33 protein-coding genes are annotated in these 24403 nt (G+C 36.5%); 26 read left to right on the top strand and 7 right to left on the bottom strand.

Features of this window, described 5'->3' with window-relative positions; genetic code table 11:
- Positions 1 to 391 precede the first annotated feature (391 nt).
- The 3 genes from E7L28_RS09035 to E7L28_RS09025 all read left to right on the top strand — a co-directional run bounded on the left by E7L28_RS09035 (position 392) and on the right by E7L28_RS09025 (position 2210).
- On the top strand, positions 392 to 844 hold the full coding sequence (locus tag E7L28_RS09035; protein ID WP_316711624.1) for an ImmA/IrrE family metallo-endopeptidase: 453 nt from the start codon (positions 392 to 394) through the stop codon (positions 842 to 844).
- Between the two features lie 192 nt (positions 845 to 1036).
- Positions 1037 to 1213 carry a hypothetical protein gene (locus E7L28_RS09030; protein WP_024064089.1) on the top strand — a complete coding sequence of 59 codons (177 nt, stop codon included), beginning with the start codon at positions 1037 to 1039 and terminating at the stop codon, positions 1211 to 1213.
- Positions 1214 to 1325: 112 nt separating this feature from the next.
- Complete coding sequence (locus tag E7L28_RS09025) at positions 1326 to 2210, top strand: Rha family transcriptional regulator (RefSeq protein ID WP_316711623.1); 885 nt, start codon at positions 1326 to 1328, stop codon at positions 2208 to 2210.
- A gap of 184 nt (positions 2211 to 2394) precedes the next feature.
- Here E7L28_RS09025 and E7L28_RS09020 read toward each other — a convergent pair whose 3' ends face one another.
- The 5 genes from E7L28_RS09020 to E7L28_RS09005 all read right to left on the bottom strand — a co-directional run bounded on the left by E7L28_RS09020 (position 2395) and on the right by E7L28_RS09005 (position 6028).
- The gene (locus tag E7L28_RS09020) at positions 2395 to 3468 is read right to left on the bottom strand and encodes a tyrosine-type recombinase/integrase (protein WP_287540826.1); all 1074 of its coding nucleotides are present in this window, start codon (positions 3466 to 3468) and stop codon (positions 2395 to 2397) included.
- 141 nt (positions 3469 to 3609) lie between these two features.
- Positions 3610 to 4623 (bottom strand): Abi family protein, encoded by a 1014-nt coding sequence (locus tag E7L28_RS09015; protein ID WP_316711621.1) that lies wholly within the window; start codon positions 4621 to 4623, stop codon positions 3610 to 3612.
- A 263-nt stretch (positions 4624 to 4886) separates the two neighbouring features.
- The gene (locus tag E7L28_RS09010) at positions 4887 to 5246 is read right to left on the bottom strand and encodes a hypothetical protein (protein WP_287540824.1); all 360 of its coding nucleotides are present in this window, start codon (positions 5244 to 5246) and stop codon (positions 4887 to 4889) included.
- Between the two features lie 26 nt (positions 5247 to 5272).
- Complete coding sequence (locus tag E7L28_RS09830) at positions 5273 to 5548, bottom strand: ImmA/IrrE family metallo-endopeptidase (RefSeq protein WP_394371990.1); 276 nt, start codon at positions 5546 to 5548, stop codon at positions 5273 to 5275.
- A gap of 21 nt (positions 5549 to 5569) precedes the next feature.
- Entirely contained in the window at positions 5570 to 6028 is a 459-nt protein-coding gene (locus tag E7L28_RS09005) for a helix-turn-helix domain-containing protein (protein WP_316073707.1), read from the bottom strand.
- A gap of 139 nt (positions 6029 to 6167) precedes the next feature.
- On the opposite strand from E7L28_RS09005, the gene E7L28_RS09000 reads away from it, so the two are divergent.
- Positions 6168 to 6353 (top strand): helix-turn-helix transcriptional regulator, encoded by a 186-nt coding sequence (locus E7L28_RS09000; protein WP_287509511.1) that lies wholly within the window; start codon positions 6168 to 6170, stop codon positions 6351 to 6353.
- 78 nt (positions 6354 to 6431) lie between these two features.
- Complete coding sequence (locus tag E7L28_RS08995; protein ID WP_287509509.1) at positions 6432 to 6587, top strand: hypothetical protein; 156 nt, start codon at positions 6432 to 6434, stop codon at positions 6585 to 6587.
- Here E7L28_RS08995 and E7L28_RS08990 read toward each other — a convergent pair.
- Entirely contained in the window at positions 6571 to 6858 is a 288-nt protein-coding gene (locus E7L28_RS08990; protein WP_316711620.1) for a hypothetical protein, read from the bottom strand. The genes E7L28_RS08995 and E7L28_RS08990 overlap by 17 nt on opposite strands.
- Before the next feature lie 189 nt (positions 6859 to 7047).
- Positions 7048 to 7713 (bottom strand): hypothetical protein, encoded by a 666-nt coding sequence (locus E7L28_RS08985; RefSeq protein ID WP_316711619.1) that lies wholly within the window; start codon positions 7711 to 7713, stop codon positions 7048 to 7050.
- 109 nt (positions 7714 to 7822) lie between these two features.
- Here E7L28_RS08985 and E7L28_RS08980 point away from each other — a divergent pair, with 109 nt between their 5' ends.
- The 21 genes from E7L28_RS08980 (at position 7823) to E7L28_RS08880 (ending at position 24400) form a co-directional block, all read left to right on the top strand.
- Positions 7823 to 8023, top strand: coding sequence for a helix-turn-helix domain-containing protein (locus E7L28_RS08980; protein WP_008715497.1), 201 nt, complete (start codon positions 7823 to 7825; stop codon positions 8021 to 8023).
- A gap of 484 nt (positions 8024 to 8507) precedes the next feature.
- A complete protein-coding gene (locus E7L28_RS08975; RefSeq protein ID WP_316711618.1) occupies positions 8508 to 8879 on the top strand; it encodes a hypothetical protein in 372 nt (123 codons plus the stop codon).
- Positions 8880 to 8892: 13 nt separating this feature from the next.
- A complete protein-coding gene (locus E7L28_RS08970; RefSeq protein WP_316711617.1) occupies positions 8893 to 9486 on the top strand; it encodes a choline-binding protein A in 594 nt (197 codons plus the stop codon).
- Positions 9487 to 9488: 2 nt separating this feature from the next.
- The gene (locus E7L28_RS08965; protein ID WP_008715507.1) at positions 9489 to 9857 is read left to right on the top strand and encodes a hypothetical protein; all 369 of its coding nucleotides are present in this window, start codon (positions 9489 to 9491) and stop codon (positions 9855 to 9857) included.
- A gap of 14 nt (positions 9858 to 9871) precedes the next feature.
- On the top strand, positions 9872 to 11527 hold the full coding sequence (locus E7L28_RS08960) for a PcfJ domain-containing protein (protein ID WP_316580077.1): 1656 nt from the start codon (positions 9872 to 9874) through the stop codon (positions 11525 to 11527).
- 9 nt (positions 11528 to 11536) lie between these two features.
- Complete coding sequence (locus E7L28_RS08955; RefSeq protein ID WP_316711615.1) at positions 11537 to 13468, top strand: AAA family ATPase; 1932 nt, start codon at positions 11537 to 11539, stop codon at positions 13466 to 13468.
- Between the two features lie 2 nt (positions 13469 to 13470).
- A complete protein-coding gene (locus E7L28_RS08950) occupies positions 13471 to 13656 on the top strand; it encodes a hypothetical protein (RefSeq protein ID WP_174892208.1) in 186 nt (61 codons plus the stop codon).
- On the top strand, positions 13647 to 14396 hold the full coding sequence (locus tag E7L28_RS08945; RefSeq protein WP_174892209.1) for a phage antirepressor KilAC domain-containing protein: 750 nt from the start codon (positions 13647 to 13649) through the stop codon (positions 14394 to 14396). The genes E7L28_RS08950 and E7L28_RS08945 overlap by 10 nt, the downstream gene beginning before the upstream one ends.
- On the top strand, positions 14377 to 15279 hold the full coding sequence (locus E7L28_RS08940) for a recombinase RecT (RefSeq protein WP_316711613.1): 903 nt from the start codon (positions 14377 to 14379) through the stop codon (positions 15277 to 15279). Before E7L28_RS08945 ends, E7L28_RS08940 begins: the two co-directional genes overlap by 20 nt.
- Before the next feature lie 2 nt (positions 15280 to 15281).
- Positions 15282 to 16004 (top strand): MBL fold metallo-hydrolase, encoded by a 723-nt coding sequence (locus tag E7L28_RS08935; protein ID WP_316580080.1) that lies wholly within the window; start codon positions 15282 to 15284, stop codon positions 16002 to 16004.
- Positions 16001 to 16441, top strand: coding sequence for a hypothetical protein (locus E7L28_RS08930; protein WP_316580081.1), 441 nt, complete (start codon positions 16001 to 16003; stop codon positions 16439 to 16441). Before E7L28_RS08935 ends, E7L28_RS08930 begins: the two co-directional genes overlap by 4 nt.
- 5 nt (positions 16442 to 16446) lie before the next feature.
- Complete coding sequence (locus tag E7L28_RS08925; protein WP_316711612.1) at positions 16447 to 17385, top strand: Lin1244/Lin1753 domain-containing protein; 939 nt, start codon at positions 16447 to 16449, stop codon at positions 17383 to 17385.
- Positions 17273 to 18007 (top strand): ATP-binding protein, encoded by a 735-nt coding sequence (locus E7L28_RS08920; protein WP_316711611.1) that lies wholly within the window; start codon positions 17273 to 17275, stop codon positions 18005 to 18007. Before E7L28_RS08925 ends, E7L28_RS08920 begins: the two co-directional genes overlap by 113 nt.
- 8 nt (positions 18008 to 18015) lie before the next feature.
- A complete protein-coding gene (locus tag E7L28_RS08915; protein ID WP_316711610.1) occupies positions 18016 to 18408 on the top strand; it encodes a RusA family crossover junction endodeoxyribonuclease in 393 nt (130 codons plus the stop codon).
- Between the two features lie 18 nt (positions 18409 to 18426).
- Positions 18427 to 18618 (top strand): hypothetical protein, encoded by a 192-nt coding sequence (locus E7L28_RS08910; RefSeq protein WP_316711609.1) that lies wholly within the window; start codon positions 18427 to 18429, stop codon positions 18616 to 18618.
- Positions 18602 to 19030 carry a hypothetical protein gene (locus E7L28_RS08905; protein WP_316711608.1) on the top strand — a complete coding sequence of 143 codons (429 nt, stop codon included), beginning with the start codon at positions 18602 to 18604 and terminating at the stop codon, positions 19028 to 19030. The genes E7L28_RS08910 and E7L28_RS08905 overlap by 17 nt, the downstream gene beginning before the upstream one ends.
- 88 nt (positions 19031 to 19118) lie before the next feature.
- Positions 19119 to 19649 carry a hypothetical protein gene (locus E7L28_RS08900; RefSeq protein ID WP_316592046.1) on the top strand — a complete coding sequence of 177 codons (531 nt, stop codon included), beginning with the start codon at positions 19119 to 19121 and terminating at the stop codon, positions 19647 to 19649.
- A 592-nt stretch (positions 19650 to 20241) separates the two neighbouring features.
- Positions 20242 to 20772, top strand: a complete 531-nt coding sequence (locus E7L28_RS08895) for a hypothetical protein (RefSeq protein ID WP_316592045.1) — start codon at positions 20242 to 20244, stop codon at positions 20770 to 20772.
- Positions 20769 to 22079, top strand: a complete 1311-nt coding sequence (locus E7L28_RS08890) for an N-6 DNA methylase (RefSeq protein ID WP_174892217.1) — start codon at positions 20769 to 20771, stop codon at positions 22077 to 22079. The genes E7L28_RS08895 and E7L28_RS08890 overlap by 4 nt, the downstream gene beginning before the upstream one ends.
- Complete coding sequence (locus E7L28_RS08885) at positions 22079 to 22474, top strand: hypothetical protein (RefSeq protein WP_174892218.1); 396 nt, start codon at positions 22079 to 22081, stop codon at positions 22472 to 22474. Before E7L28_RS08890 ends, E7L28_RS08885 begins: the two co-directional genes overlap by 1 nt.
- Positions 22475 to 22495: 21 nt before the next feature.
- A complete protein-coding gene (locus tag E7L28_RS08880; protein ID WP_316592044.1) occupies positions 22496 to 24400 on the top strand; it encodes a phage terminase large subunit family protein in 1905 nt (634 codons plus the stop codon).
- Positions 24401 to 24403 lie beyond the last annotated feature (3 nt).

Raw genomic sequence — 24403 nt, 5'->3', positions numbered from 1 at the left:
CACGCCATCTTGAGGGGGTGGTGAGCTAACGCTCGTGCGGGTTCAAGTCCCGCCAACCGCACCAAGCTAATAAAATAAGGGCTTACAGGTAATTCTGTAAGCCCTTATTTTTGTTTGACATCATAAAGTCTTGTGTGGTTTGACATCATTTTGACATCAGAATATTTTAGAAATTCGTTCCACGATGTCATCCTCCATTTTGGGAGTAACGTGAGAGTAAGTATCCATTGTTTCTTGAAATGAAGCATGCCCTAGACGTTCCTGTATGGCTTTCATATTTGCTCCATTTTCAATGAGAAGTGTGGCGTGGTTAGCTAGACAGTTTGAAAAGTTAACAGATGAACAATTAGAAGAAATTCGTTGTATTTTAGAAAAGTAGGTGGTTTGAAATATGGCTGGTTTATCTGTACCTCCATTGAATTTGAAACAAATTCGTGAAAGATGTGAGGTGATTAGAACAATATTCGATATACCATTAAATGCACCTGTTGATATTGTGAAAGTATTTGAATATATACTTACGCAAATTGGCGTAGAATTCGAAATTGTACCAAAACATGAAATGGGTACAAAGCATGGAGAAACAATTCCAAGCGAAAACAGAATTCGTATTAGAGAGGATGTATATGAACGAGCTTGCAATGGTTATGGTCGAGACAGATTAACTATGGCACATGAATTAGGGCATCTATTATTACATCGTGCAGAGACGATTACGTTTGCGAGAGAAGATGGAGATATACCACCATATAAAGATCCTGAGTGGCAAGCGAATGATTGCATCCGAATACGGATACACATGCTGGCGCTTTTGGGTGCCCGTGAAAAAGAAGAAATCCTCTAATTAATGTTAGAGGTATTAAGTTGGTAATGTATATATGCTGACTATATGCGTTTATTAACTTGATATGGGGACTTCTACATTTAGATATGTGGGAGTCCTCTTTTAGTTTAAGATAGTTTAAGAAAAGTTTATTTGACTTATGTGGCTACATAAATTATATTATAAATGTAGCAACAAAAGTGAGGTGATGAAATGAGTGCTGCAAAAATGGGTAGACCTACGGATAATCCGAAAGACACAATGCTACGCATAAGAGTTGATAAAGACACTTTAATGATGTTAGATGAATGTGCAAAAGCTAATGACACAACTCGTTCTGATGCGGTTAGATTGTCCATACGGTCTATGTATAATAAAATAAAAAAATAGAGTAGTGCACCTGTGGAAAGTTTCACTACCCTATTTGACCGGAGAACAATGTTCTCTATGAAATATTATATCATGAGTGCATTGTTCCTTTAAAGACTAAGGAGCTAAAATCATGAAACAATTAGTAGTTATTCAAAATAATCAAATCGTAGTATCTAGTAAAGATATAGCAGACCATTTTGGCAAACAACACAAAGATGTTTTAGAAAATATCCATAATATTTTGGCGGCGGAAAATTCCGCCACCAAATTTTACCAAGAAACTACATATCAAAATCGCGGGAAAGATTATAAAGAATACCTTATGAACCGTGATGGTTTTTCACTACTTGCTATGGGCTTTACAGGTAAGAAAGCATTACAATGGAAGTTAAAATATATTGAAGCTTTCAATGAAATGGAAGAAACATTAAAACAAGGCTATTTAGAAGAGCCTGTAAATACAAACGAACTACATTGTAAGACATATAAAGGTGTACCTGTTATAACCATTGGTGATTTTGCAGAAATAGTTAAAAGAAATAGAACAAGTATTCTATGGCATTTAAAAGATAAAGGCTTGCCATATCAACTATTGGAAAAGGAAGAAGTAACTGCCTATAAGAATGAAAACAATATTCCTATGCATAGTGCTATTTCTAAATTAATTGTATTCACAGAAGCTACGGCATACAAACTAACATGTATTATGTACAATAATGTAGATCCTATTAATTTAACAATTGCTAAATACTTTAATAGGCAACCTGTAGCACCAGTTAAGTCTGTAGTAGCCATTGAAGAAAAAATAGGAATTGATTATGATAGTGTTAAAGAGTACATAGAAGAAATGGAAACAAATATATCTCTTATGAGAGGTATGGTGAAACATTTAACAGAGTTTAAACGTACAAGAGAAGAACACAAATATCAAATGAAACTAATTCGTGAAATAGGATTCAATATATTTGATGGTACAGGGGACTTAGAAAAAGTGGTTAATAGCCGTATTCAATAGAAGAAAATAGCGCTTGCCCCTTTTTAAAATGTAGAACTTAAACAATGCTGTGGTGGTGCGGAGCGTTGAGTATAAACCCTCAATCCGCACGAAGCTAATAAAGTAAGGGCTTACAGGTAATTCTGTAAACCCTTATTTTTGTTTGACATCATAAAGTCTTATGTGGTTTGACATCATTTTGACATCAGAATATTTTAGAGATGCGTTCCACGATATCATCTTCCATTTTAGGAGTGACGTGTGAGTAGGTGTCCATTGTTTCTTGAAATGAAGCATGCCCTAGACGTTCTTGTATGGCTTTCATATTTGCCCCATTTTCGATGAGAAGTGTGGCGTGGGTATGTCTTGTACCGTGCATAGTAAAAGTTGGCTTACCGATTAAATTGGCGTATTTCTTACATAACTTACTAACTTCATCAGGACAGCGAGGAGCACCTTTAATGCCTGGGAATACTAAATTGTTATTAATCCAGTTCATTGTCTTAATTCTGCGTTTATCTATGACTATTTTATGCTTCATAAGCTCTTGGATTGTATCCGTATCAATGGCAATTATCCGTTTTGATGATGTAGTCTTAGTTGTATTTGATATAACTGCAGTGGATCCGATCTTGAGTGCTGTTTGTGAAATGGATATGGTCGATTTCTTAAAGTCGATATCAGACCATCTTAGGCCTAGTAATTCAGAGCGCCGCATGCCGGTTGCAAATGCTAACTTAAACAATGCATGATGCTCAGAATTAGATATATTAGATAAAAAATTCTTAACTTCATCTGCAGACAACGTTACCATATGGCGGACTTTAACCTGCTTTGGCCGATCTATGTTTTTCATGTAATTTTTAGGGATGATATCATCTTTTACTGCTTTCTCTAAGATAGAGCCTAGAATTGTCATCGTGTAGGAGATGGTTCTTGATGATAATCCGTCCATCGACTCAAAGACATAGCGTAATGTATTGGGTTTAATCTCAGCTAGCTTTACATTGCCAATTTTGTTTCTAATATAACGGTTAATAATCCCAGTATAACTTTGATAGGTAGCTGGTGTTATGCTCTTTTCTTTTAATTGTAGCCATATATTAATCCAGGTATTTAATGAGATAGTGTCGTTGAAATTGGCACATGATTGATTAGCATTTACGTATTTCTCCATAGCTTCCGTGGCAGCTTTCCTGGTACTGCCGTAAAAGTATTTGCGTTTGCCATTTATCACCTTTGATACCTGGTAGCGACCGTCGGATCGTTTTTTAGCCATAAAAATAACCTCCTTGGCTTAAAATAGGTATAACAAAACAAGCCTTAGAGGTTTTATGTGGTATAATGATATTGGAGTAAAAATGAAGTACCTCTAAGGTATGCAATTTTTAGTAGCCCTCACTGTGGTGAGGGCTTATTTTTATTTCCTTTTAGATCGACGCTTATTTCTTTTTTCTTTTTTTGCTATTACATGTCGTGGTAATGGGGAAGGATTTTTCCATTCGGGTAGAACCTCCCAATCATCAGGAAAACCCATTAACTTAGGATTAATGTATTTACTATGAATAATTAAATCCTTTATAAAATATATAAAAGGATAATCAGGGTCTATTGTTTTTAGTATTTCAGCCATAGCAATTATCGTATTATAAATCTTACTATCTAATTCATTATTGTTAGAACTTGATTTTATAAGCCTTGAATCGATATCTTTTATTGGGACAAACACGAATGGAGTTCTTTTATTCCAAAGCCTGCCATTATGAGCACAAACATTTCTTACCCATCTTAAATTATTTAACACAGATTGCATTGGCTTATAATCAAATGGGAAATTAGCAAATATAGCCTTTTTATCCGGTCTTTTTTTTATTCCCTTCATCCAATTTAATAATTCTCCTAACGTTAATAGTAAAGAAGATACCCAGATAGGGGGAGTATTTATAGTAGGGTATTTAGTTTTGTAATGAAGAGCAAATCGCTCTTTACTATTTTGATATGCCTGCACAAGTAAATCAAAAGAAGTTGAAATGCCTTTAATCGTGGATGGTTCGCAAACCTGTTTGCGAAATATAGAAGAATCTTCGTGCGGGTGAGAGGTATTGTAATGTGTTGCTAAGTATTGAGCCCATGAAGCTTTTACTGCAACTTCTATTTTTTCAATACCAGTTGAAATTAATCGCCTAAATTTTTGGTCAAATATATAGGTATGCTTTACTTGATCCCAAGATGTATCTTTTTTAAATTTATGTTTTCTAGGAACACATTCAGGATATCGTTCTTCGTACATCCACCAATATCCACTTAACCGATAGTATCCGACAGTACTAAGCCATCTATAGATGTCTGATTCATCATTAATAATCATGCCACGAGATTTTAATTGTTCAATTTGTTGCTCAATAGTTGTAGGCTGTTTTATATTAGTAGGCATAAAATAATATCTTTCGTTAGGTATAAAAAAAGACCCATCCTGGTGCGCAGTTGTTGAATAATCAACCCTAAGCGTGATGGGTACTGTTACAATTATATTATCACGCACATTTGCAATTTTCAAATTACATAAATGCAATTATGCATTCTAAAAACACATAATTGTTCGAAGCAATAACGAATTTTCTCTTGCATCTCCATAATCTCTCTAATGATAATACAATTACACTCGTGCTTAGTTTTTTATTCGCAAAATTCTACTGGCTAAAATATAGAATCTAATACGTTGTCATACCAGTGCTTTTTCTTTTCTTTCTTAGGTGGTTCTTGCTGAATATCTTCAGAATACGTTCTGTGTATTTCGTTGGAGGCTTGCCACTTTGCTAATGCCTTATCAGTGCCTTCATCAACTTTGTGCAACTCGTCGATTTGTTCTTGTGTCATATTGATGGTTCGCTCAAGATATTCTTGTTCTTCTAATAACTCAGTGCTTCCATCATCATAATGAACTAATACTTTAGGGCCGTCTAAAGCCTTAAATTCATCATGAGACACTTCAGTTCTAGCAAAGCCGGTTACGGTAACTAAGGCAAACATAGCAGTAATTAACAAAATTTTTTTCATTTTTAAATCTCCCTTTATATATTCCCTTATAACGCCGATAAATAATGGTGGTAGAAAGCTATATTTTCCAATTCGGAGTCGTCAACGTGAGACCTACGAACCATCTGTTCAATAAGGTCCACGTGTTTATCCAAATAAAAGTCATCATTAATAATATGAATTAGTTCATGTTTGATTTCCTCCCTCATGCGATCATGGGGGAGATTTTTATTTATGTAGATATTATGGGTATCCACATCTTCACATTCCTCCGACACAGCGTTGGCATGTGGTAAATTACAGTAAATTACATTAACTACCAAATTAACACTCTCCCTTATATACTATTTATTTTTTAATTTTAATAGTTCTATATATTCAACTGCTTTCTCCATATCCTCCTTACTAATATCTTTTGCTGCAGAGAATAACATACGGGCCCCTGGGCGTGTGCGTAAGTACTCAGCGAATTCAGCAGCTTCTTTATCTAGGTAATATTCCTCTTCAGTTTTATTATTTGCTCTAGATTTATCGCCTACATCAGCAAAGAATTCAAGTGCACGTTCGCCGAGTTGATCTTGTTCATCTGGATCAGTTAATAATTCATCTAACGACATATTCATCCCGTCCGCTAATTTGTTTAAAGTTCTAATAGAAGGAATAATTGGTTTCTTTGTTCTAGAATTTTTATTATTTTCTAGCATTGACAAGTATTGTTTAGTCAAACCGGTTTTTGCTGATAGTTCTTCTAATGTTAAATTATTATCTTCTCTATATTTTTTTATGGCTTCTCCTAATGACATCGTAGAATCCCCCTTTCTTGATAAGTAAAGTTTACATTATAAAAACATTTTTGTAAAGCATGCTTGACAATTGTTTTTTGATAAAGTATACTAAAGCTGTCAAGCGGGCTTGACAACTGAAATGAAGAAAGGAGGACGTATGAATAAGCTTAGAGAATGTAGGATTAATAAAAATATAACTCAAGAAGAGCTTTCTAGGATATCTGGTATTTCTAGGACTACTATTGTTAATATTGAAGCCGGAAAGCTTAAGTTTATCCGCTCTGACACAATGGATGCACTATCAGAAGCTCTTAATGTTCCTGTTCCTACATTATTTTTTTAATTTAAAAGTAAAGCGCGCTTTACTTGCGACAAAAGGCGCGATATGCGAACAATTTATTAACACAGAAAGGAGATTGCGATGAAAATCATTATAGAAGGTACTGCTGAAGAAATTCAGGCATTAATGCAAAAAGAGCTCTGCTGTGAACAGAGCTCTAGTAATCAATGGTTTCCTGAAGACAGTAATCGGAAATATTACGAAAAATCAACAAGTGGTCCTAACCTGAAAAAATAGTTTCGTTGATATATTTCCAAGCATCCTTTGGTAACCAACCTTGGGTATTATTTATTACTTCTATGACCAGTAAACTATCATTGTTATCTAGATATTTGGTTATTTTGTCAGATACTTCTTGGGCTGATTGATAATTAGATCTAATTAAATAGGACGATTTCCAATATGTACACCAAGCTCCATCACTTGCCGATTTGATTGCTTGGATAACATTTTCATAATCTTGTCCCGCTTTATTCAAATCATAAGTAATAAAATAACGTTTTTTCATTCCACTCACCTCCTTTCTATATCCATTATAGCAAACGCGGAGGTGAGGGAAGTAATACTAATAAACAGATGAAGGAGGTGAGGAGATGAAGAACCCTGTAGGGGGGATTTATACAAAAGAAAATGGAGAACAATTTAATTATCAAAATAAATTTATAAGAGTTGAGCCAACAGGGGGTGATTTTTGGGACTACTTACCATTTATTGCTGTAGTGGTTTCCTCTGTTTCATTAGGCGTATCCATAGCATTTTGGGCGCTTAAAATTTTATGAAAATTAGATAAATTGTAATGGACTTTATAGAGCTTAAATTTTTTTCTATTAGATGTTGATAAAGGAGAGCGATGCCATGGTAGCCAAGCATATTGAGGAATTTTAAATTCAATGCAGATTCCCTCTTTAATAGAAATATTTTTATTAAGGATAACCAAGATAGGTAACTCTAAACAGCTGCCTGATGTAATTGGACCGCAGCGTGATTTAGGAAGATCAATAATAAAATTTTCTAAGGCCTTTGGCCCAAATGGACTAATTAATAAAGATGGATGGTCTCTTAGCCATGGAACGCTAGATAAAGTGCAAAGAAAATGGTTTTCATTTGTTTTAGGGTTATAGGCTCGTAAATCAAAATAAGAACTATTGGTAGTGCTGGCATTCACAATGATTGCGGTTGTAAAAATTGCATATTGATTAGTTGAATTTTCAAAAACATTATTATGGGCTTCTATATTTTTTGTAACATCTAGTGCAAAGCAATTGGCATCAAAATCAACAGTTATTAATCTTCTTTCTCGCAAATATGATAGTAAAGAAAGCAATAAAGCCGCCAATGAAATGATTATTGGAATAAAATCCATAATTTCACCTACCTTCTAAGGTGATTATACAAACAATTATTTAAGAATACACAAAATATTCATGAAAATTTTATGAACATCTGTAAAGAAGATATAAAGGAGGATTATTGTGGACAGGAATAAATTATGTATAACAGTCGCTGAAGCTGCTGAACTAGCAAGCGTCCCCCAAGATGTAATTCGCCAATGGGCGGCTGACTTTGATTTTCCGTCGATGAAGATAGGGGCCCGAGGTGGCAAACGATTAATTCATTTAGATTCGTTTAATGCATGGCTAGGAAAACGATGCCAAGCAAGAATAGGAGAGTGAAAAATGAAAACATTAGCGTTGATTATGTTGGTTGCATGCTTCGGAATTTTAGAAGGCTCAGATGTACAAGGGTACGAGTTGCATTCATCGACTATGCTACTGTTGCTTTTATGCGTTGTATCAGCAGTAGCTATTCTTTATAAATCATTTAAGGAGGATGAGCATTATGGACGATATTGATGTGATTGGTGTGTTATTTATTCTTGTTGTGATGGCCGTTTGCATTATGTTTTATGGCGGTCTGGTTTGGGTACTAATACGATGAGACGTCCGGTTCGAACATGTACGAAATGTGGAGTTAGGTTAATTCCATACACTCACAACTACATTTATGACGAGATTAATCGTAAGGCGATTAGAGTGTGCAAGTCTTGCCACGATGAACATATTCGCCGTAAAAGCAAAAATGCTCGCACTCACGGCAATGAGTAACGAGCAAAGATTAAATTAACCTAGTTAAATTGTAACACATAAGGAGGCTACTATGCCAACTGTTAATAAAAATATAGATTTTGATTTCTTTAATAGAACGGGCCGGTACCCTCCGAAAATACGATTTAATGTGTGGGGTTCCGCGTGTGGGTTAAGCATGGATGCTTATAAAGCAATGGGAAAACCTATTGGCCTTAAGGTGGGAATTGATAAGGTAAACCATTTAATTCATGTGCTGCCTATTGATAAAGAAAATATCGAAGGTGCTATTTATCCAAAATCACACGAACTTAAACGGTCAAAGGTAGTTATTTCAAGAGCTCGTATTGTTTTAGCCGGACTTAAAGAGTTAGGCATTACAAACAATCTTGAAGGTACCGTTAATGATAAGAACGGATCTGTTCAGTTACTATTTAAATTCTAAAGGAGAAAATATCATGGAAAATCAAAATATCTTAACAATTAAATTCAATGACACAGAAGATCTTGCACTTAAAATCGCAGAATGGAATGAAATTTTAAACCATCAATGTTGCGGTAATTGCCATGACAGCAAAGCGCCTACAGTAACAGTTTGTGAGACTATCGATGTAGAGACTGTAACGCCTAAAGTCGAACTAAAATCTGAAAAAGCTGAAGTAAAAAAAGAAAAAGCACCAAATAAAGTTACTAAAGAGGCGGAAGAACAAGACATTCATGTGACAGACCTAGAAGGTAATCCAATTAAAGCAAAAAAAGAAGAAAAGATTGAGCCAGTAGTAGAACCTAAATCTGCTGAAACAACAAAGGTCAAAGAATCTACACCAGTAGAAACCTCTCAACAAGATACAGAATTAGACGTTGCTGCTGAACCTGTAGATAAAAAAGCCTTTTATAAAGAATTCCGTGCATGGATGGGCGAAGATGGGGTAAAAGCAAAAAAAGCACTTGCAATTTTTAGCAAGCATGGTGTTACTCGCCCATCTAGTGACTCTTTGACAGATGATCTTATCACCGATTTGAAATCCATCATGGCAGAGAAGGAGGCTTAAATATGGCTAAGCAACAATTCAAAGCGCAAGCTGATATATGTAAAAAGTCATTAGACGTATTACTTAAGGCCATTGAAGTGGACCCTGGTAATGCTGAAGAATACCAAGCAGGTATAGCGTATACAGAAGGTGTCATGAAAGCATCTAATGCAATTGTAAAAGCCTTTGATGTGGTAGAGCCTCCTAAGGCAGCTGCTTCTAAAGAAAAAGCGGAAGATGTGGCAAAGGAAGAAAAGCCAAAGCGCACTCGTAAAACCAAAACAAGTAAAGATTCTGCACCAGTTAATGAGCCAGCTACAGATGAAACACCGCCAATGGTTGAGACTAGTGCAGAAGAAAACGCTGACCTCTTTGCTATGTTTGGTGATTAAAGGGGGAATTCACTGTGGAGATTGTATCCAGCACCTATATTCACAAAATGTTCGATAGCGTAATCCTAGAGGCTCCTTACGGTGTGGAGTATACAACTATTTGCCATCTCGATTGTGGATTTACATTTGGCGGTAGCTGGCAGCGTAAGTATTCCTATCACAATGGATATGTAACTGGTGCTAAATATTATACTTGTCCAAACTGCCATCTATCATCCAATCCCTACGATCATAAGATTTGCTATTCCATTAATGATGAGAAAGTATATCCTGTGACAGCCTATGTAGAAGTTATCAACTATAAATATTTTTTAGATTTAAAGATTAGATACCAAGGTATACAGCTTTTCTTTGATGGTAGAAAAAATGACCACGGAATGTGCACGGAAACATTGCGATTCGACTTTAAAAAACGTAAAGCTACATACATTGATAGATTTAGAGTTCGCCACGAACTCACTGTTGATTATATTCGTGAGAACGAGATTATGCCTGTGCTTAAATTCTTTGGTGATTCATATGCCATGACAGACTTTAATCGAAAGTTTTTAAATAAAACATTTAAAGCTTTAAGAGTTATGTTTGAAAAACGATTGAAAGAAACATATGGCTATGGGGCTAAGGATATATATGTGTCACCTAGCGCCACTGAAGAAAACGGCTATCATTTCACAATGTTACTTAACATGATTTTGAAATTATCGGCGCCAGATATGCCTGGCATTGTGAGTCTAATGAGACAGTATGTATATTGGACCAATGCTTATAGCTTATATCGATACACACACATCCCCTTCGAAGAGGATGTGTTAACAGCTACAAGAAAGGGGATGAACTTTCAAGCGGCGCTTAGACAGTCGTATAAATCACCTAATAGCAGGGCATTACGAAAATGTATGGTTGATGATCCGTTAAGCGTATATATGTCTGATATCCTCAATCTTTTCAGCGACGAAAACTGCAGACGTACTATTCTTACACTACAACGCAGCTATGAAAGTGCTTGCCCATATACTGGTAAGCTTCATAACGCTAACGATTTTCGTAAGGCTATGAAGCTAAATACACCTCATTCTAGGGATATGTGGCAAAAACTAATCGAACGCTTCGATGAACCTGCTATATTGCGGTGGTTACTTGGTGAGGATATCCGTGATATAGCAGATTGCGTTGATATGTACGTAAAACTAGGACCAAAATACCAGGATGTTTTATGGGAAAAGCGATTCAAGCTAAAACAGTTCCACGATGAACTTATCAATTTGTTTAACAAGCAAGAGTACGGAGATGTAATATTGCCTGCTCAACCTCAATTACAGGCTGATGTGAACGGAATGCACTTCATGGTTCCTAAGACTGCAGCTGATTTGATGACGGTTGGAAAACAATTAAAAAATTGTGTGGGCTCTTATCGTGGTCGTGTCATGCAAGGACAGACGGCGATTGTAGTTGTCACTGATGATGACATGAATCCTGTGGCCTGCTTAGAACTAGCCACAGGGAAAAAGATAAGAAAAGGACAACCCAAATTCAACCATTTAGTGCAAGCGAAGTTATTTGCGAATACGCAGCTAAAACAAAATAATAAAATTCACTCGACAGTTATGCAATGGGCTAATCAATTAAAAATTGAACCTCACACCATCGATGTGGATGCCACTGTTGTATAGGAGAATGATATGAAACTCACAAAATTAGAATTACTAAATTTTAAAGGAATAAAGTCCTTTGCCATAAATATTAATGGCGATGTCGTAATCCGTGGTGATAATGCCACTGGGAAAACCACCGTATTCGATTCAGTTTGCTGGTTGCTATTCGGCAAAGATAGCCTAGATAGAGCTGATTTCGAAATTAAGACATTAGATGGTGGAGAACCCATCCATAAAGTCAATCACGAAGTAACAGGCACCTTTACATTGGATGAAGGTGGAACTGTTGAACTAAAACGCGTCTATCGTGAAAAGTACTCATCCCCTCGTGGTGGTGAAGTTACCCTCACAGGTCATACGACAGATTATTTTGTCGATGGTGTTCCTAAAAAAGAAAAAGAATACAAAGAAATGGTTAGCTCTCTTGTCGATGAAAGCATATTCAAGTTGATTACAAATCCATTGTATTTTAATGAAACGTACTCCTGGCAAAATCGTCGTAAGTTACTTTTGGAAATGTGCGGTGATATATCCGATGAAGATGTTATCGCAAGCCATGATGAATTAAAAATTTTAACAGATATCTTATCTGGCCATAGTGTTGACGATCATCGAAAAGTGGTTGCGTCTAAAAAGGCCACTATCAATAAAGAATTGGATATGTTGCCAGTTCGTATAGATGAAGCCTTACGAGGTAAGCCTGAAGTGACTGCTAATCCGGAAGTGCTGCGACTTAACATCGATATCTTAAATGCAGATATCGAAAAATTCGAAAATGACAAAGCCTTATTGCAGAATGGTCACTCTCTCGTTGATAAACGTGCTGAATTAAAAAATGTACAACGTAAGATTATGGCTCGTGAAACAGAACTGCAGATGGAGCATAAGAAACAAGTTGCATTGAAGTCTAATGAATATGGTGCTGTTATAGCTGAAATTAATAGACTGACGACTAAACTCGAGGATACAAAGCGACGTATAGATGACTCAGCAGCGACCATTAAACTTATTCAAGGTCTAATTAGAGAATTAACCATTCAACGAAGTCAGATTAATGCAGAAACATTTGTTGCTGATATTGATGATCATTGTCCAACCTGCGGTCAAAAACTCCCTGCAGAGCAAATTCAAGACGCTTATGCTAAGGCAGAAGTGAATTATAATCTCAAAAAGTCTAAGCAATTAGAAGAGATTGAACACTCTATTGCTCTGAAGGAGCAGGATATTGAAGGCATCAAAAAGCGTGATGCTAATTTAGAGCCTATTGAAACGTTAGAGGCTCTTATTAAAGCAAAAGAACTCTTAAGGGGAACTATAGCTGAAGAGCTTGAGAAACTAACTACGCCAGTCCTTGATGATGATTCTGAGTATGCAAGCTTAAAAGCTGAGGAGTTTATGTTGCAAATGGCGATTGACGAAGATAACTCGGATCACTCGGAAGAAATTGCTGAACTCGAGATTAAAATATCAGCTAACAAAACAGAACGCATGAAGCTAGAACAGGAACTCAACAAATTTGCTGAAATTAAGCGTGTTGATATACGTGTGTCTGAACTCGAGGCAAAGCAAGCTGAATTATCCGAAGAAAAAATGAAACTTGATGAAGCATCTTATTTGATGGATGAGTTCGTAAAAGCCAAAGTTAACATGCTCGAAGAAAGTATTAATGCAAGGTTTAAATTGGCTCGTTTCAAAATGTTCAACGTCATGTTGAATGGCAATGTTGAAGAATGTTGTGAAACCACTTACAAAGGCGTTCCATATCGTAGCATGAATAATGCTGCGAGAATTAATGTCGGATTAGACATTATCAATGCATTAACTAGCTATTACAAAGTTAATGCTCCGGTATTCATCGATAATGCGGAAGCAGTAACTGAATTCGTTCCAGTTAATAGCCAAACAATTAAATTGATCGTTGATGAGTCAGAACCACAACTTGTGGTTAAGGAGGTGTAAGTATGGCAAATAATCATAAAGTAATTATGAGTACAGATGAAATGGCAGCATACATTTATACTATTTTGTCTGAGCACGAGCTAACTGTAGGAGAATCGTTATCTTCGCTAAAAAAAGCAATTAAATTAGTTAACAAATCAGTATATTATGACCATTTAAAAGAAAGTGAGTATGAAGAATGCAATTAGTACCTATCAACGTTGTAGAAAATGCTCAATATGTAAGTGGTAGAGATTTACATATGTTTTTAGAAATTGGAACAGAATATAAAGATTGGTTCCCTCGAATGTGTGAATATGGTTTTGAAGTTGGTATAGATTTCAACCCGCTCAAAAAAGAGCGAGTTCAAATTGAAGGCAATCGAGAGGTTAAACGCATTATCACTGACCATGAACTTACAATTGATATGGCGAAGCAATTATGCATGCTATCTCGAAATGAAAAAGGCCGACAAGCTCGAGAATATTTTATTCAAGTTGAGAGAAATTGGAATTCTCCCGAAAAAGTAATGGCAAGAGCCTTGCAAGTCGCTAATAGAACGATAGAGAACTATAAGTTGTCTATCTCTATGAAAGATCAACAATTAGCAGAGTTGCAGCCGAAAGCCAATTATTACGATGTCATTTTGCAAAATAAAGAGTTGCTAAGCATTACGCAAATTGCTAAAGACTATGGGAAAAGCGGAACTTGGCTTAATAAATTTCTAGCCGATAAAAAAGTGCAATTTAAACAAAGCGGTGTTTGGTTTCTATATGCTAAATATGCAGATAAAGGGTATACATCAAGCAAAACATTTATTGATGATGTAGAAAAAGCACATATGCATACATATTGGACTCAAAAAGGACGGCTATTTATATACGATTTGTTAAAGCAAAATGGAGTTTTTCCGTTAATTGAATTAGTAGATGCCGATAAAACGGCATAGGAGGTACATAATGGGTGAAGTAACAAAAGCACAAACTCAAACACCATCGCTTAAAACTATGGTGTCTAGTGAGTCGGTAAAGAAACGTTTTAATGAAATCTTGGGTAAAAAATCAGCAGCCTTTGTGTCTAGCTTGATTTCTGTATCTAATAATAATGAACTTTTATCGAAAGCAGACCCTACTACAGTTATTACTGCAGGCGTGATGGCAGCCACTTTGGATCTTCCAATTAATCAAAACTTGGGGTTTGCCTATATTGTCCCTTTCTACAACAGTAAAAAGAAAATCAATGAAGCTCAATTTCAAATGGGGTACAAAGGGTATATCCAGTTGGCCATGCGCACAGGTCAATATAAGACTATTAATGCTAGTGAAATCTACGAAGGTGAAATTAAACACCATAACAAGCTTACAGGCGAATTCGAATTAGGCGAGCGAACTGGTGATAATGTAGTTGGCTACATCGCTTATTTCAAACTCATTAATGGCTTTGAAAAGTATTTATATATGTCTAAAGAAGATGCTGAAGCACACGCAATAAAGTATTCCCAAACATACAAAAGGGGTTTTGGTCTTTGGAAAACTGACTTTGACGCAATGGCCATCAAAACAGTGCTCAAACGTTTATTAAGTAAATATGGCATTCTATCAGTCGAAATGCAGAGCATGGCTAATGCAATTTCTGTAGATGGCGCCGTCATTCGTGATAATAATGGCGAACTCACCCCTGATTTCGAAGGTGAAACGATCGATGTTCAATCAGATGTGGCAGAAACAATCGCTAATAATGCAAATTCTGAAGCCATTGACATCGACGCTGGTCCTGCCAGTGAATTTGTTAATCCTGAAACTGGCGAAGTAGTCAATATGTTTGGTGATTAATCGTGATTAGTATTCAAGCATTCGGTAGTAGCTCAAAAGGGAACTGCTACCGAATCAAAACCTCAACAAATGATGATGAGCTACTGCTGGATGCAGGGTTATCATTTAAAGAGATTCAACGTTATTGTCGCTTTAATTTCCTACACCTATGCGGAACGTTGCTTACACATCAACACGGCGACCATAGCAAGGCCGTAAATGATCTGTTAAAGCTAGGTCACCGGGTGTACATGTTAAAAGACACTGCAGATGCTTTATATGTTACGGGGCATCACAAAGTCATCTATATTACGCCTAAGGTTCAATTTACAATAGGTAATTTCAGTATTTTGCCTTTTGAATTAGAACATGACGTTCCTAATGTTGGATTTTTAATTTCCGATGGAGAGGAAAAACTACTCTATATCACGGATACCTATTACTGCAGGTACACCTTTAAGGATGTTAACCACATTATGGTTGAATGTAACCATTCTTACGAAATCCTAAATCAACAAGTAGAAGCTGGTTATTTAGATGAAAAACGAATGGAACGGTTAATCCAATCTCATTTTTCACTAGAAAATGTAATTAAATTTCTCAAATCTATGGACCTAACCAAGTGTCAAGATATACGACTACTACATTTATCTGATAGCAACTCAGATTCAGAAACATTTAAACAAGCTGTTCAAGCTGCTACTGGCAAGTTAGTAATCGTAGAACAGGAAAGGAGCCCCTTATGATTATTAAATCAATCCAAATTAATGACAACAATATTAGTATTGCCTATCAAAAACCGTCTGCTACAGGTCTTACAGATATTTTTACGCTTAAATCCAAAGATGATCCCCGCCCAGAATTATTAAAAGCATTTGGACATCTACAACAGATTGTAAAAAAGAACTTTGAATTCTTTGATGAATTTAATATTCCATTTGTTGCAAGTGCGTTTAAGTTTAAGTATGGTACAATTGAAGGCCTTGTTAGCAGGGTTGGTGTTGAAGGTGTTGTATCTGACATAAACACCCCTAACGAATTTAAGTTCAAAACAGACTGGTTAAATGTTGAATATGCAGACTCTACATTTGCTATCTCCGTTCAAGACTTAATCGATGAGTGCGTAAGGTTTATTATGGGGCGCAGAGCCCAGGATAGTTTATTTAATGACAGTGAAGAGTGATAGAAATGGCGAAAAACCAATCATACTACTTTAGTCATGATATCAATGCAAGCAATGATCCTAAAATCGCTGCTATGATTTCAGAATTAGGAATGATTTCATATGCCTGGTGGTGGATATTGATTGAAAAATTAGCCGCAGCAGATGACTATAAACTGCCACTAAAAAAATATACATTTGTTGCTCTGGATAATGAATTAAGAATGAATAATGAACAAATTTTAACAAGTGTTCAACAAGTGTTCAACAAAAATCAACACGTGTTGGAACAAAATTCAATGTGTTCATTTTGTTCATTTTTGTTAATTTATTTGTTGATTCATGATTACGAATTATTGGACTGTGATGACGAATATTTTTGGTCACCCAGCTTAATTCGAAGATTTGAATTTAAAAAGGTGAAAGAGGAAACTATCCGCGAAAAACGTAGGTTGGCTGGCCTTAAAAGTGCGGAGTCTCGTAAAGCAAAAAAACAAAATTTAACACATGTTCAACAAAATTTAACACATGTTCAACAAAATCAACTAATAAAAGAAAAGAAAAGAAAAGAAAATAATATAGAGAGAGATACGCGCGCGCGTGAAGATGAAAACCCTCTATCTATGTTTGAAGATGAAGAAGTAAAAAATAAACCCATTTACGAATTGTATATGAAATCAATTGGAGTTGTATCACCTACTATTAAAGAGCGATTAGATGATCTAGTTGAATCATATGGCAAAGAACGAGTCATTGTTGCTATTAATACCACAGCGGATAATGGCGGTAATAGTATCAAGTATGTTGAAACTGTCACGGCAGGGAATTTAAAGCAGGAGGTGCAAAAGGATTTTGGAGCAAGCAAATGTAACAGCAATGCTAGAGGCGTGTCTCGAAAAAATTCGAGAAAGGACGAAGACGTCGACTGGGAAAAAGAATATCAACGAGTCCACGGTAAAAAATGAGTTCTTTTATCCGGTCTACGATGAACCAGTAGTTATCCAAACAAACGTCAATACCACCTATGCTGCAGTTGGAATCCCTAAGCGCTATTATGATATGGATTTCGACTGGTTACGCAAACATGGTAGCTTTCCAAAAGAGAACACTGAAGCTTACGATGTAGTTAAGAAGTACGCTGATAATTTGAAAGCTAATCTTGATTCTGGCAAGGGCCTCATATTAAGAGGCCCAGCTGGTACAGGGAAAACCTCTCTCGGTGTGTGCCTTTTAAAAGAGGCGCTAGAAATTGGCAAAGGGTGCTTGATGATCTCTATGCCAAATATATTAGATACCATGCTTACATTGTCTAAAGGCGACAATGTAGCTTATCTAAGATTTGAACAAAAACTTAGAAATATCCCATTGTTATTACTCGATGATTTTGGGGCGGAGTATTCCAAGTCTGATTGGGTATCATCTAAGGCTGAAAGCATCATTATTGATCGCTACAACCGGATGAAACCTATAATTCTTACGACGAATTACAGCGATGCCTGGACTGAAAAGAATTATAGTCAAAGGGTGTATGACCGCCTATGTGGTGAATATGCTGTGGCTATATTCAATGGAGAGTCTCACCGATGAGAATCGTATTGCGATGTCAGTTCAGGTTTAGGAAGAAAACCCATGACCGGTTCCCAACATTGAATGAGTATATTGACTGTGAACGTGGCTCAACTATAGCAGCGGCAGCCATGAAGAAGAAATGCACTGAGCAGGTTAAGGAACAATGCTTATCACAGGATGTACAGCCTGTTAAAGGAAAAGTAGACCTACTGTTTGAATGGCACTCATCAACTAGGCATGACCCTGATAACGTAGCGTTTGCTAAGAAGTTTATTCTTGATGGATTGCAGCTGGCAGGTGTACTAGAAAACGATAATCGAAAGTTCATCGGAACTATGGCTGATGAGATCATTCAAGATGATGAAGACTATGTAATCTTACACATCACAAAAAATATGGGGATATTCTTGTGGTTATAAAATTAGTGGAGGTATAAAATGACTGTTAAAGAGTTAGAAGAAGCCTTGAGCAGAGTAGAAAACAAAGATATTGAAGTTATAATGTATGACGAAATGTTTGGCGGTTCCAAAATAGAGTATGTTATTCATCAACCGGAAGAGCCAAGACTAAATTTTAAAGAACGTGTAGAACTATTGATTGGATGTGAGATTGATGCTAGTCGAAGATAAGGATAAATGGTGTTGGGTCGATGACTATGGAAATGCAGGTGAGCCACAAGATACAATACAAGAGGCTATCGATGATCTTATGGAGTATGAACCTGATTTAAAAGAGACATGGCTCACAGATGAATATGAACGAGTTGTGAGAATAGGGCATCCTAATTATTATACTCCACAAGTTGATGCAGAACGAGTGATTGAAGACATTATCAATTATGATATTGATGATGAAATAGCTGAATGGGCTTGTGATTATTTATCAAATGTTAAGACTGAACATCTTGATGAGCTGAGCACAGCATTAACAAAGGTATTCCGTGAATGGGAAAAGAAATATGGCTATAAAAATAAAGGTCATGTGGTTTTAGAAACAAAATCGTACCCTGTTAATAGCAAAGGCAAACTTATTGTAGTGTAAATACTAATTATATTAATTATTTCTTATGAAGTTGGTATAAACAAATTCGGACTAAATCACAAAATCAATGATAAAGGAGGAAACATATTTGAATGAATATGATATTGAGAAAATCACTAAGTTGGCCACAGAGGTGGCAACCAAAACTTACTATGAATTAGCAAAGCAAGAAAATGCACAGCTTGGTCGTAAACTTCGACACAACACGATCAAGTTATTAAAGCATTATAGTCAGCTGCAGTCGTATGTAGACAATGCTATCTCGGATTCGACACAAGCCGAGGACATATGGCTCAATGAATTGCTGGTGGATATGTTTGACGATAAGAGCATAGTAAGGGTAAATGCTATTGTTAAAAGCAAGGAAAAAACAGCATTAATGATGCGACATGTAAATAACATGCTAGATATCTATGCTGAGAAGTGCAGCGAGAAACAGTTTAAATACTGTGAATGTGTGCGACGTTATTATATCGATGGCGAAACATTAGAAGAAATTGCTGAATCATTCCCTGAAAAACCGGATGTGCGTACTATTCATAGGTACGTTGCAAGGGGAATAGAAGAACTATCTGTACTTCTCTGGGGAGTGATAGGGCTCAATACAAAATTGTCATAAAACTGTCATGGACATGTCATTCTTGACAATTTATAATGATAGTGTGAGTTAATGGGACAACAAATACTCTATCTCTCAACGACACAGTGAAACCTAGAACACTAAAATGAAAAGACCACTTAATCGATATGGTTAGGTGGTCTTTTTATGTGCAAATTTAAGGAGGCGAGGTGAATACGATTGACTGATGTGTATTGTGAAAAGAGACGATGCTTAAACAATGTTAAGGGTTGGTGTAAAGCGAATGGCATTCATATTGATCATATGTGTAAATCGTATGCACCCTCACATTCTTTAATCAAAACTAAAACAGCGAAGGTTCATAAGGAATGCGGTAAATATAAGCAGAATAAGAGTGTATTAAAGTAGCACGGCACCGTCACGAAGATGAGCTCCGTATGTCTCGTCGTAAAAATAAAAAAAATAAATTTAAATTATACCGTGTTTTGTTAAATTTTTGAGCAATTTTTTTGTGGGTCCTTCTAGCAAAAATTAAAAGCATGCGGTGGCCGAGACCCCAAAAATTGCCTAGATTTTAATTTTTTTATGACCTTGCTAGTGATACAGGTAATGAAAGGAGGCTGATTGATAAGTGAAAATTACAGATGATTTGAAAACAGCAACGGCCTCGCAGTCGAACCTGGCAAAAGCACTTGGGCTCTCGCGTCAACGTGTTTCGCAACTGCTCCAAGAAGGGGTTTTAGCAACGGATGAAAAGAACCAAATTCTGGTTATCAAATCCGTTATCAATTATGTCAAATATAAGGGCCAATCTTCTGCTGAAGAGGAAAGCAGTTCCGATGATGCGATATTCGAGGTTGAAAAGGCCAAGAATGAACGTGCGAAACGCAAGATTGCTGAGTTGAAGCTAGCCAAAATGAACGGCGAAGTGTACTCAGCAGATACTGTAGAACAGGTTATGACAGAAATGCTTGTGAATTTGCGTACACAATTATTAGGATTGCCAACAAAACTGGCTCCACAATTACAGAATGTAACAAAAGAGGGAGCATATAACCTGTTAACTCAAGAAATCGAGGACAAATTATCAGAATTAAGTGAATATACGCCGTCATTATTCATGGATAGCGATGATGCAGATGAGGAGGAAGTGCGAAAATGACAATATTAGATTGCATGATGAAAGCCTTATCTGTTCGTGAGCTTCATGAAATACCAGGTGTATTAATGGATGTGTTGCTTGATCATAATAAACTAGAAAGATTAATTGCGAATATGAGTGGTTGTTATTCGTATTCTGGATTATTACAGGAATTTGAAGAAAAAGCAGCAGATAGAAAAAACTATATGCAAGACTATACGCCTCAAAGTGTTATGGATATCGTAGCAGGTATATCCACTAATGGTTGTGTAAGAGATGTATGTGCTGGCATAGGCGGTCTTTCGCTAGCTAAGTATAAGAATAATCCAGATGTAGTATTACAGCTTGAGGAATATTCTAAAAATGCGATATGTTTTTTACTTTTTAATTTGGTAATGAACGGAGTACCTGCTGTTGTAATAGAACGAAATGTACTAACTCAAGAAAATATAGCGAAATATAAGGTGGAGATTAGTAATCAAGCGCCACAGATTATCAGAGAAGTATGTATAGATGAAGGTACATATAAGGCTGATACGATTATTAGTAATCCTCCATATAGTCTATCGTGGGTGCCTGTTAATGATGAACGTTTTGATGGGTATAAATTAGCACCAAAAAGTAAAGCAGATTATGCTTTTATTTTAGATGGTATTTATTCTCTTAAAAATAACGGGACAGCAGTGTATATTTTACCGCATGGTGTCTTATTCCGCGGACAAGCTGAAGGTGATATTCGTCAAAATTTGATTAAAAACAATTTGCTTGATGCGGTAATAGGATTACCATCTAATTTATTTACCAATACAGGGATACCTGTATGTATACTTGTATTTAAGAAAAATAGAGTAAATAAAGATATATTATTTATCGATGCTCAAAAAGGTTTCGTTAAGGATAAAAGCAAAAATATAATGACATCAGAACATGTGTTAAAAGTTATTGATACTTATAACAATCGTTCTGATATTGAAAAGTATTCAAGAAAAGTTAGCATTTCTGAAATAGAAGAAAACGATTATAACTTGAATATACCTAGATATATTGATAGCTTTGAGCCTGAAGAAATACCAGATGCAGTACAGCTTGCTAAAGAACTGAACGAAATTAATCGAGAAAGTCGGACGTTGGGTTTAGAAATTGCGGAGATGTTAAAGCTATTAGTTTGTACGGATCCAGACGCGCAGAAGGAGCATGATGAATTTGTAAAAGAATTTACAGAATTCTTGGTATCTTCTGATAGTGCTTGTACAATTGAGGAGCAAGAAGCTGTGATAAAAAAAATAGAAGATGTTAAGAAGTATTTACTTCAAAAGATGTTTGTGTAATGTTAAAAAATTACAAGAAATTTAAAATTACGGAAGTTGCTGATATACTGGGGCGTCCTAAGAAGAATCAAATGTATCCGGAGGGTTGTATTTGCTTGCAAGTATCTGCAAGTAAAGGGGAGTTATTATATTTAGATACATCACAACAAGTTGATGCAAAATATGTGGTGATTCAACCGAGAAATGTAATTCCCTTTTATTTATATTTGATGATAGAAAAGGCAATGCCTGAATTCTTATATAAATATAGACAAGGACTAAATATATCAGCACATGACATAAAACATATGGAGGTAGTGTGCCATACGGATGTCGAAACTCAGGCATTAATAGCTATGATGTTTACATCTATAAATGGTACAAGGTTAAGCGTACAAATGGGTGCGCTTTTTTAGTTTAAAAAAGGAGGTGATAGCATGAAAACGGCAAAAGAATTGTGGCAATATGTCTCTAAAATGGGTCTAAAACCACTACCTAAAACCAGTGTTAGCCAATGGGCTGATGATTATCGCATGCTATCACAAGGCCTTTCTGCTGAACCAGGACGATGGAAAACGAGTAGAGCACCATATCAAAAGGATATTATGGATGCTTTCACGCAACCTGGTATAAATCGGGTAGTTGTTAAGTCAGCATCACAGGTCGGGAAGTCGGACATAATGAATAATGTCCTCGGGCGATACGCTCACCTTGACCCATGCGCAGTCATGATGATTCAACCGACTATCGAATTAGCTCAAGATTATTCAAAGTCTCGTATCTCTCCGATGATCCGTGATACAAAAGTACTTTCACAAGTATTCTATGAAACAAAATCAGAAGACGGGGCCAAGACACGAGATGGTAAGAACACAATTTTATCTAAACTTTTTCCTGGTGGACGTCTTATCATGTGTGGTGCAAATAGTCCGGCTGGGTTGGCATCACGCCCTGTACGTGTATTACTTGCGGACGAAGTAGACCGATTCCCAGATAGCGCTGGCACAGAGGGTGACCCAGTAGACCTTGCTGCTAAACGTATGACAACGTTCTGGAACAGAGTCATGGGTTTATTTTCTACACCAACGAATGAAGGTAGTTCACGAATCGATGTAGAGTATCAAACAGGAACACAAGAAGAATGGCAACATGAGTGCCCTAATTGTGGAGAATACCATTTGATACGACATACCGAGATGGAATGTGAAACCGAAGAACATAAGGACGCTAAAGGTCGGAAGATTGTAATAGTCAGCGATGTAAAATGGCGGTGCCCTGACTGCGGGTCTACATTCTCAGAAGATGAAATGCGAAAAGTTTCTCAAAAGTATATATCAAAAAACCCTGCTGCGTTGCATAATGGCATACGCAGTTTTTTTGTAAATGGATTTACATCGCCATGGCTAACTTGGAATGACATCATGAGGGAATGGCTAGAGGCTAAAGGAGACCCTACTCGTGAAAAGGTAGTTATGAATACACGCTTCGGTGAATCATATGCACAACAAGGTGCCTTCGAAGATTATCAACAATTCATTAGACGCCGTGAGAAGTATGGAGCAGATCTTCCAGATGGTGTATTACTGCTAACCGGTGCCGTCGATACGCAAGATAATCGGTTAGAGTATGAAATTACAGGTTGGGGATATGGTGAAGAGTGTTGGGGAATATGTAAGGGCGTAATCTTAGGAGAGCCTGATAATAATGCGACATGGGATGCACTTGATGCGGTGCTTGATAAGATATATCACTTTAAAAATGGTACAGGCCTTAAAGTAGCACGTGCTTTCATCGATTCTGGCGGTCACTACACATCAAAAGTGTATGAATATTGTGAGAAAAACTTTAGTAAGCAACGATTCGCGATTAAAGGTACGGCTGGAACACCTGGCATACCTTTAAATTATAAGATTGGTAAAGCTTCTGGAAGCAAAATTCCACTTGTAATGCTGGGTGTTGATGATGGAAAACAGCAGGTAATGAACAGATTGGCCATCGAAGAACCTGGTGCTAAGTACTTTCATTTCCCATTGGATGAAGAATTATTAGGCACTAGAGGATACGACGAGCTATATTTCAAGGGAATTATCTCAGAACACAAGAAGAAAGTAAAACATAAGGGCGTTATACATGAAATATGGGAGCCTACTGCAGGGGTTCGTAATGAACCATTGGATTTACGTGTATATAACCTAGCGTGTATGAATTCAATCCATCCTGATTGGGATAGATTGGCGGAAGTAGTAAAAGGTGGAGGACATTCTACTACAACAGTGACTACTCCCAAAAAGAAACAAATGCGGAAACGTATTCGAAGGGCTAGTAAAGCAGCAGATATTTAGGAG

This window comes from Veillonella parvula, from assembly GCF_032575955.1.
In the GTDB taxonomy this organism is placed as follows: Bacteria; Bacillota; Negativicutes; order Veillonellales; family Veillonellaceae; genus Veillonella; species Veillonella parvula_J.
Note: the sequence above shows the minus strand (reverse complement) of the source record. Positions and strands in the feature narration are given on the sequence as shown.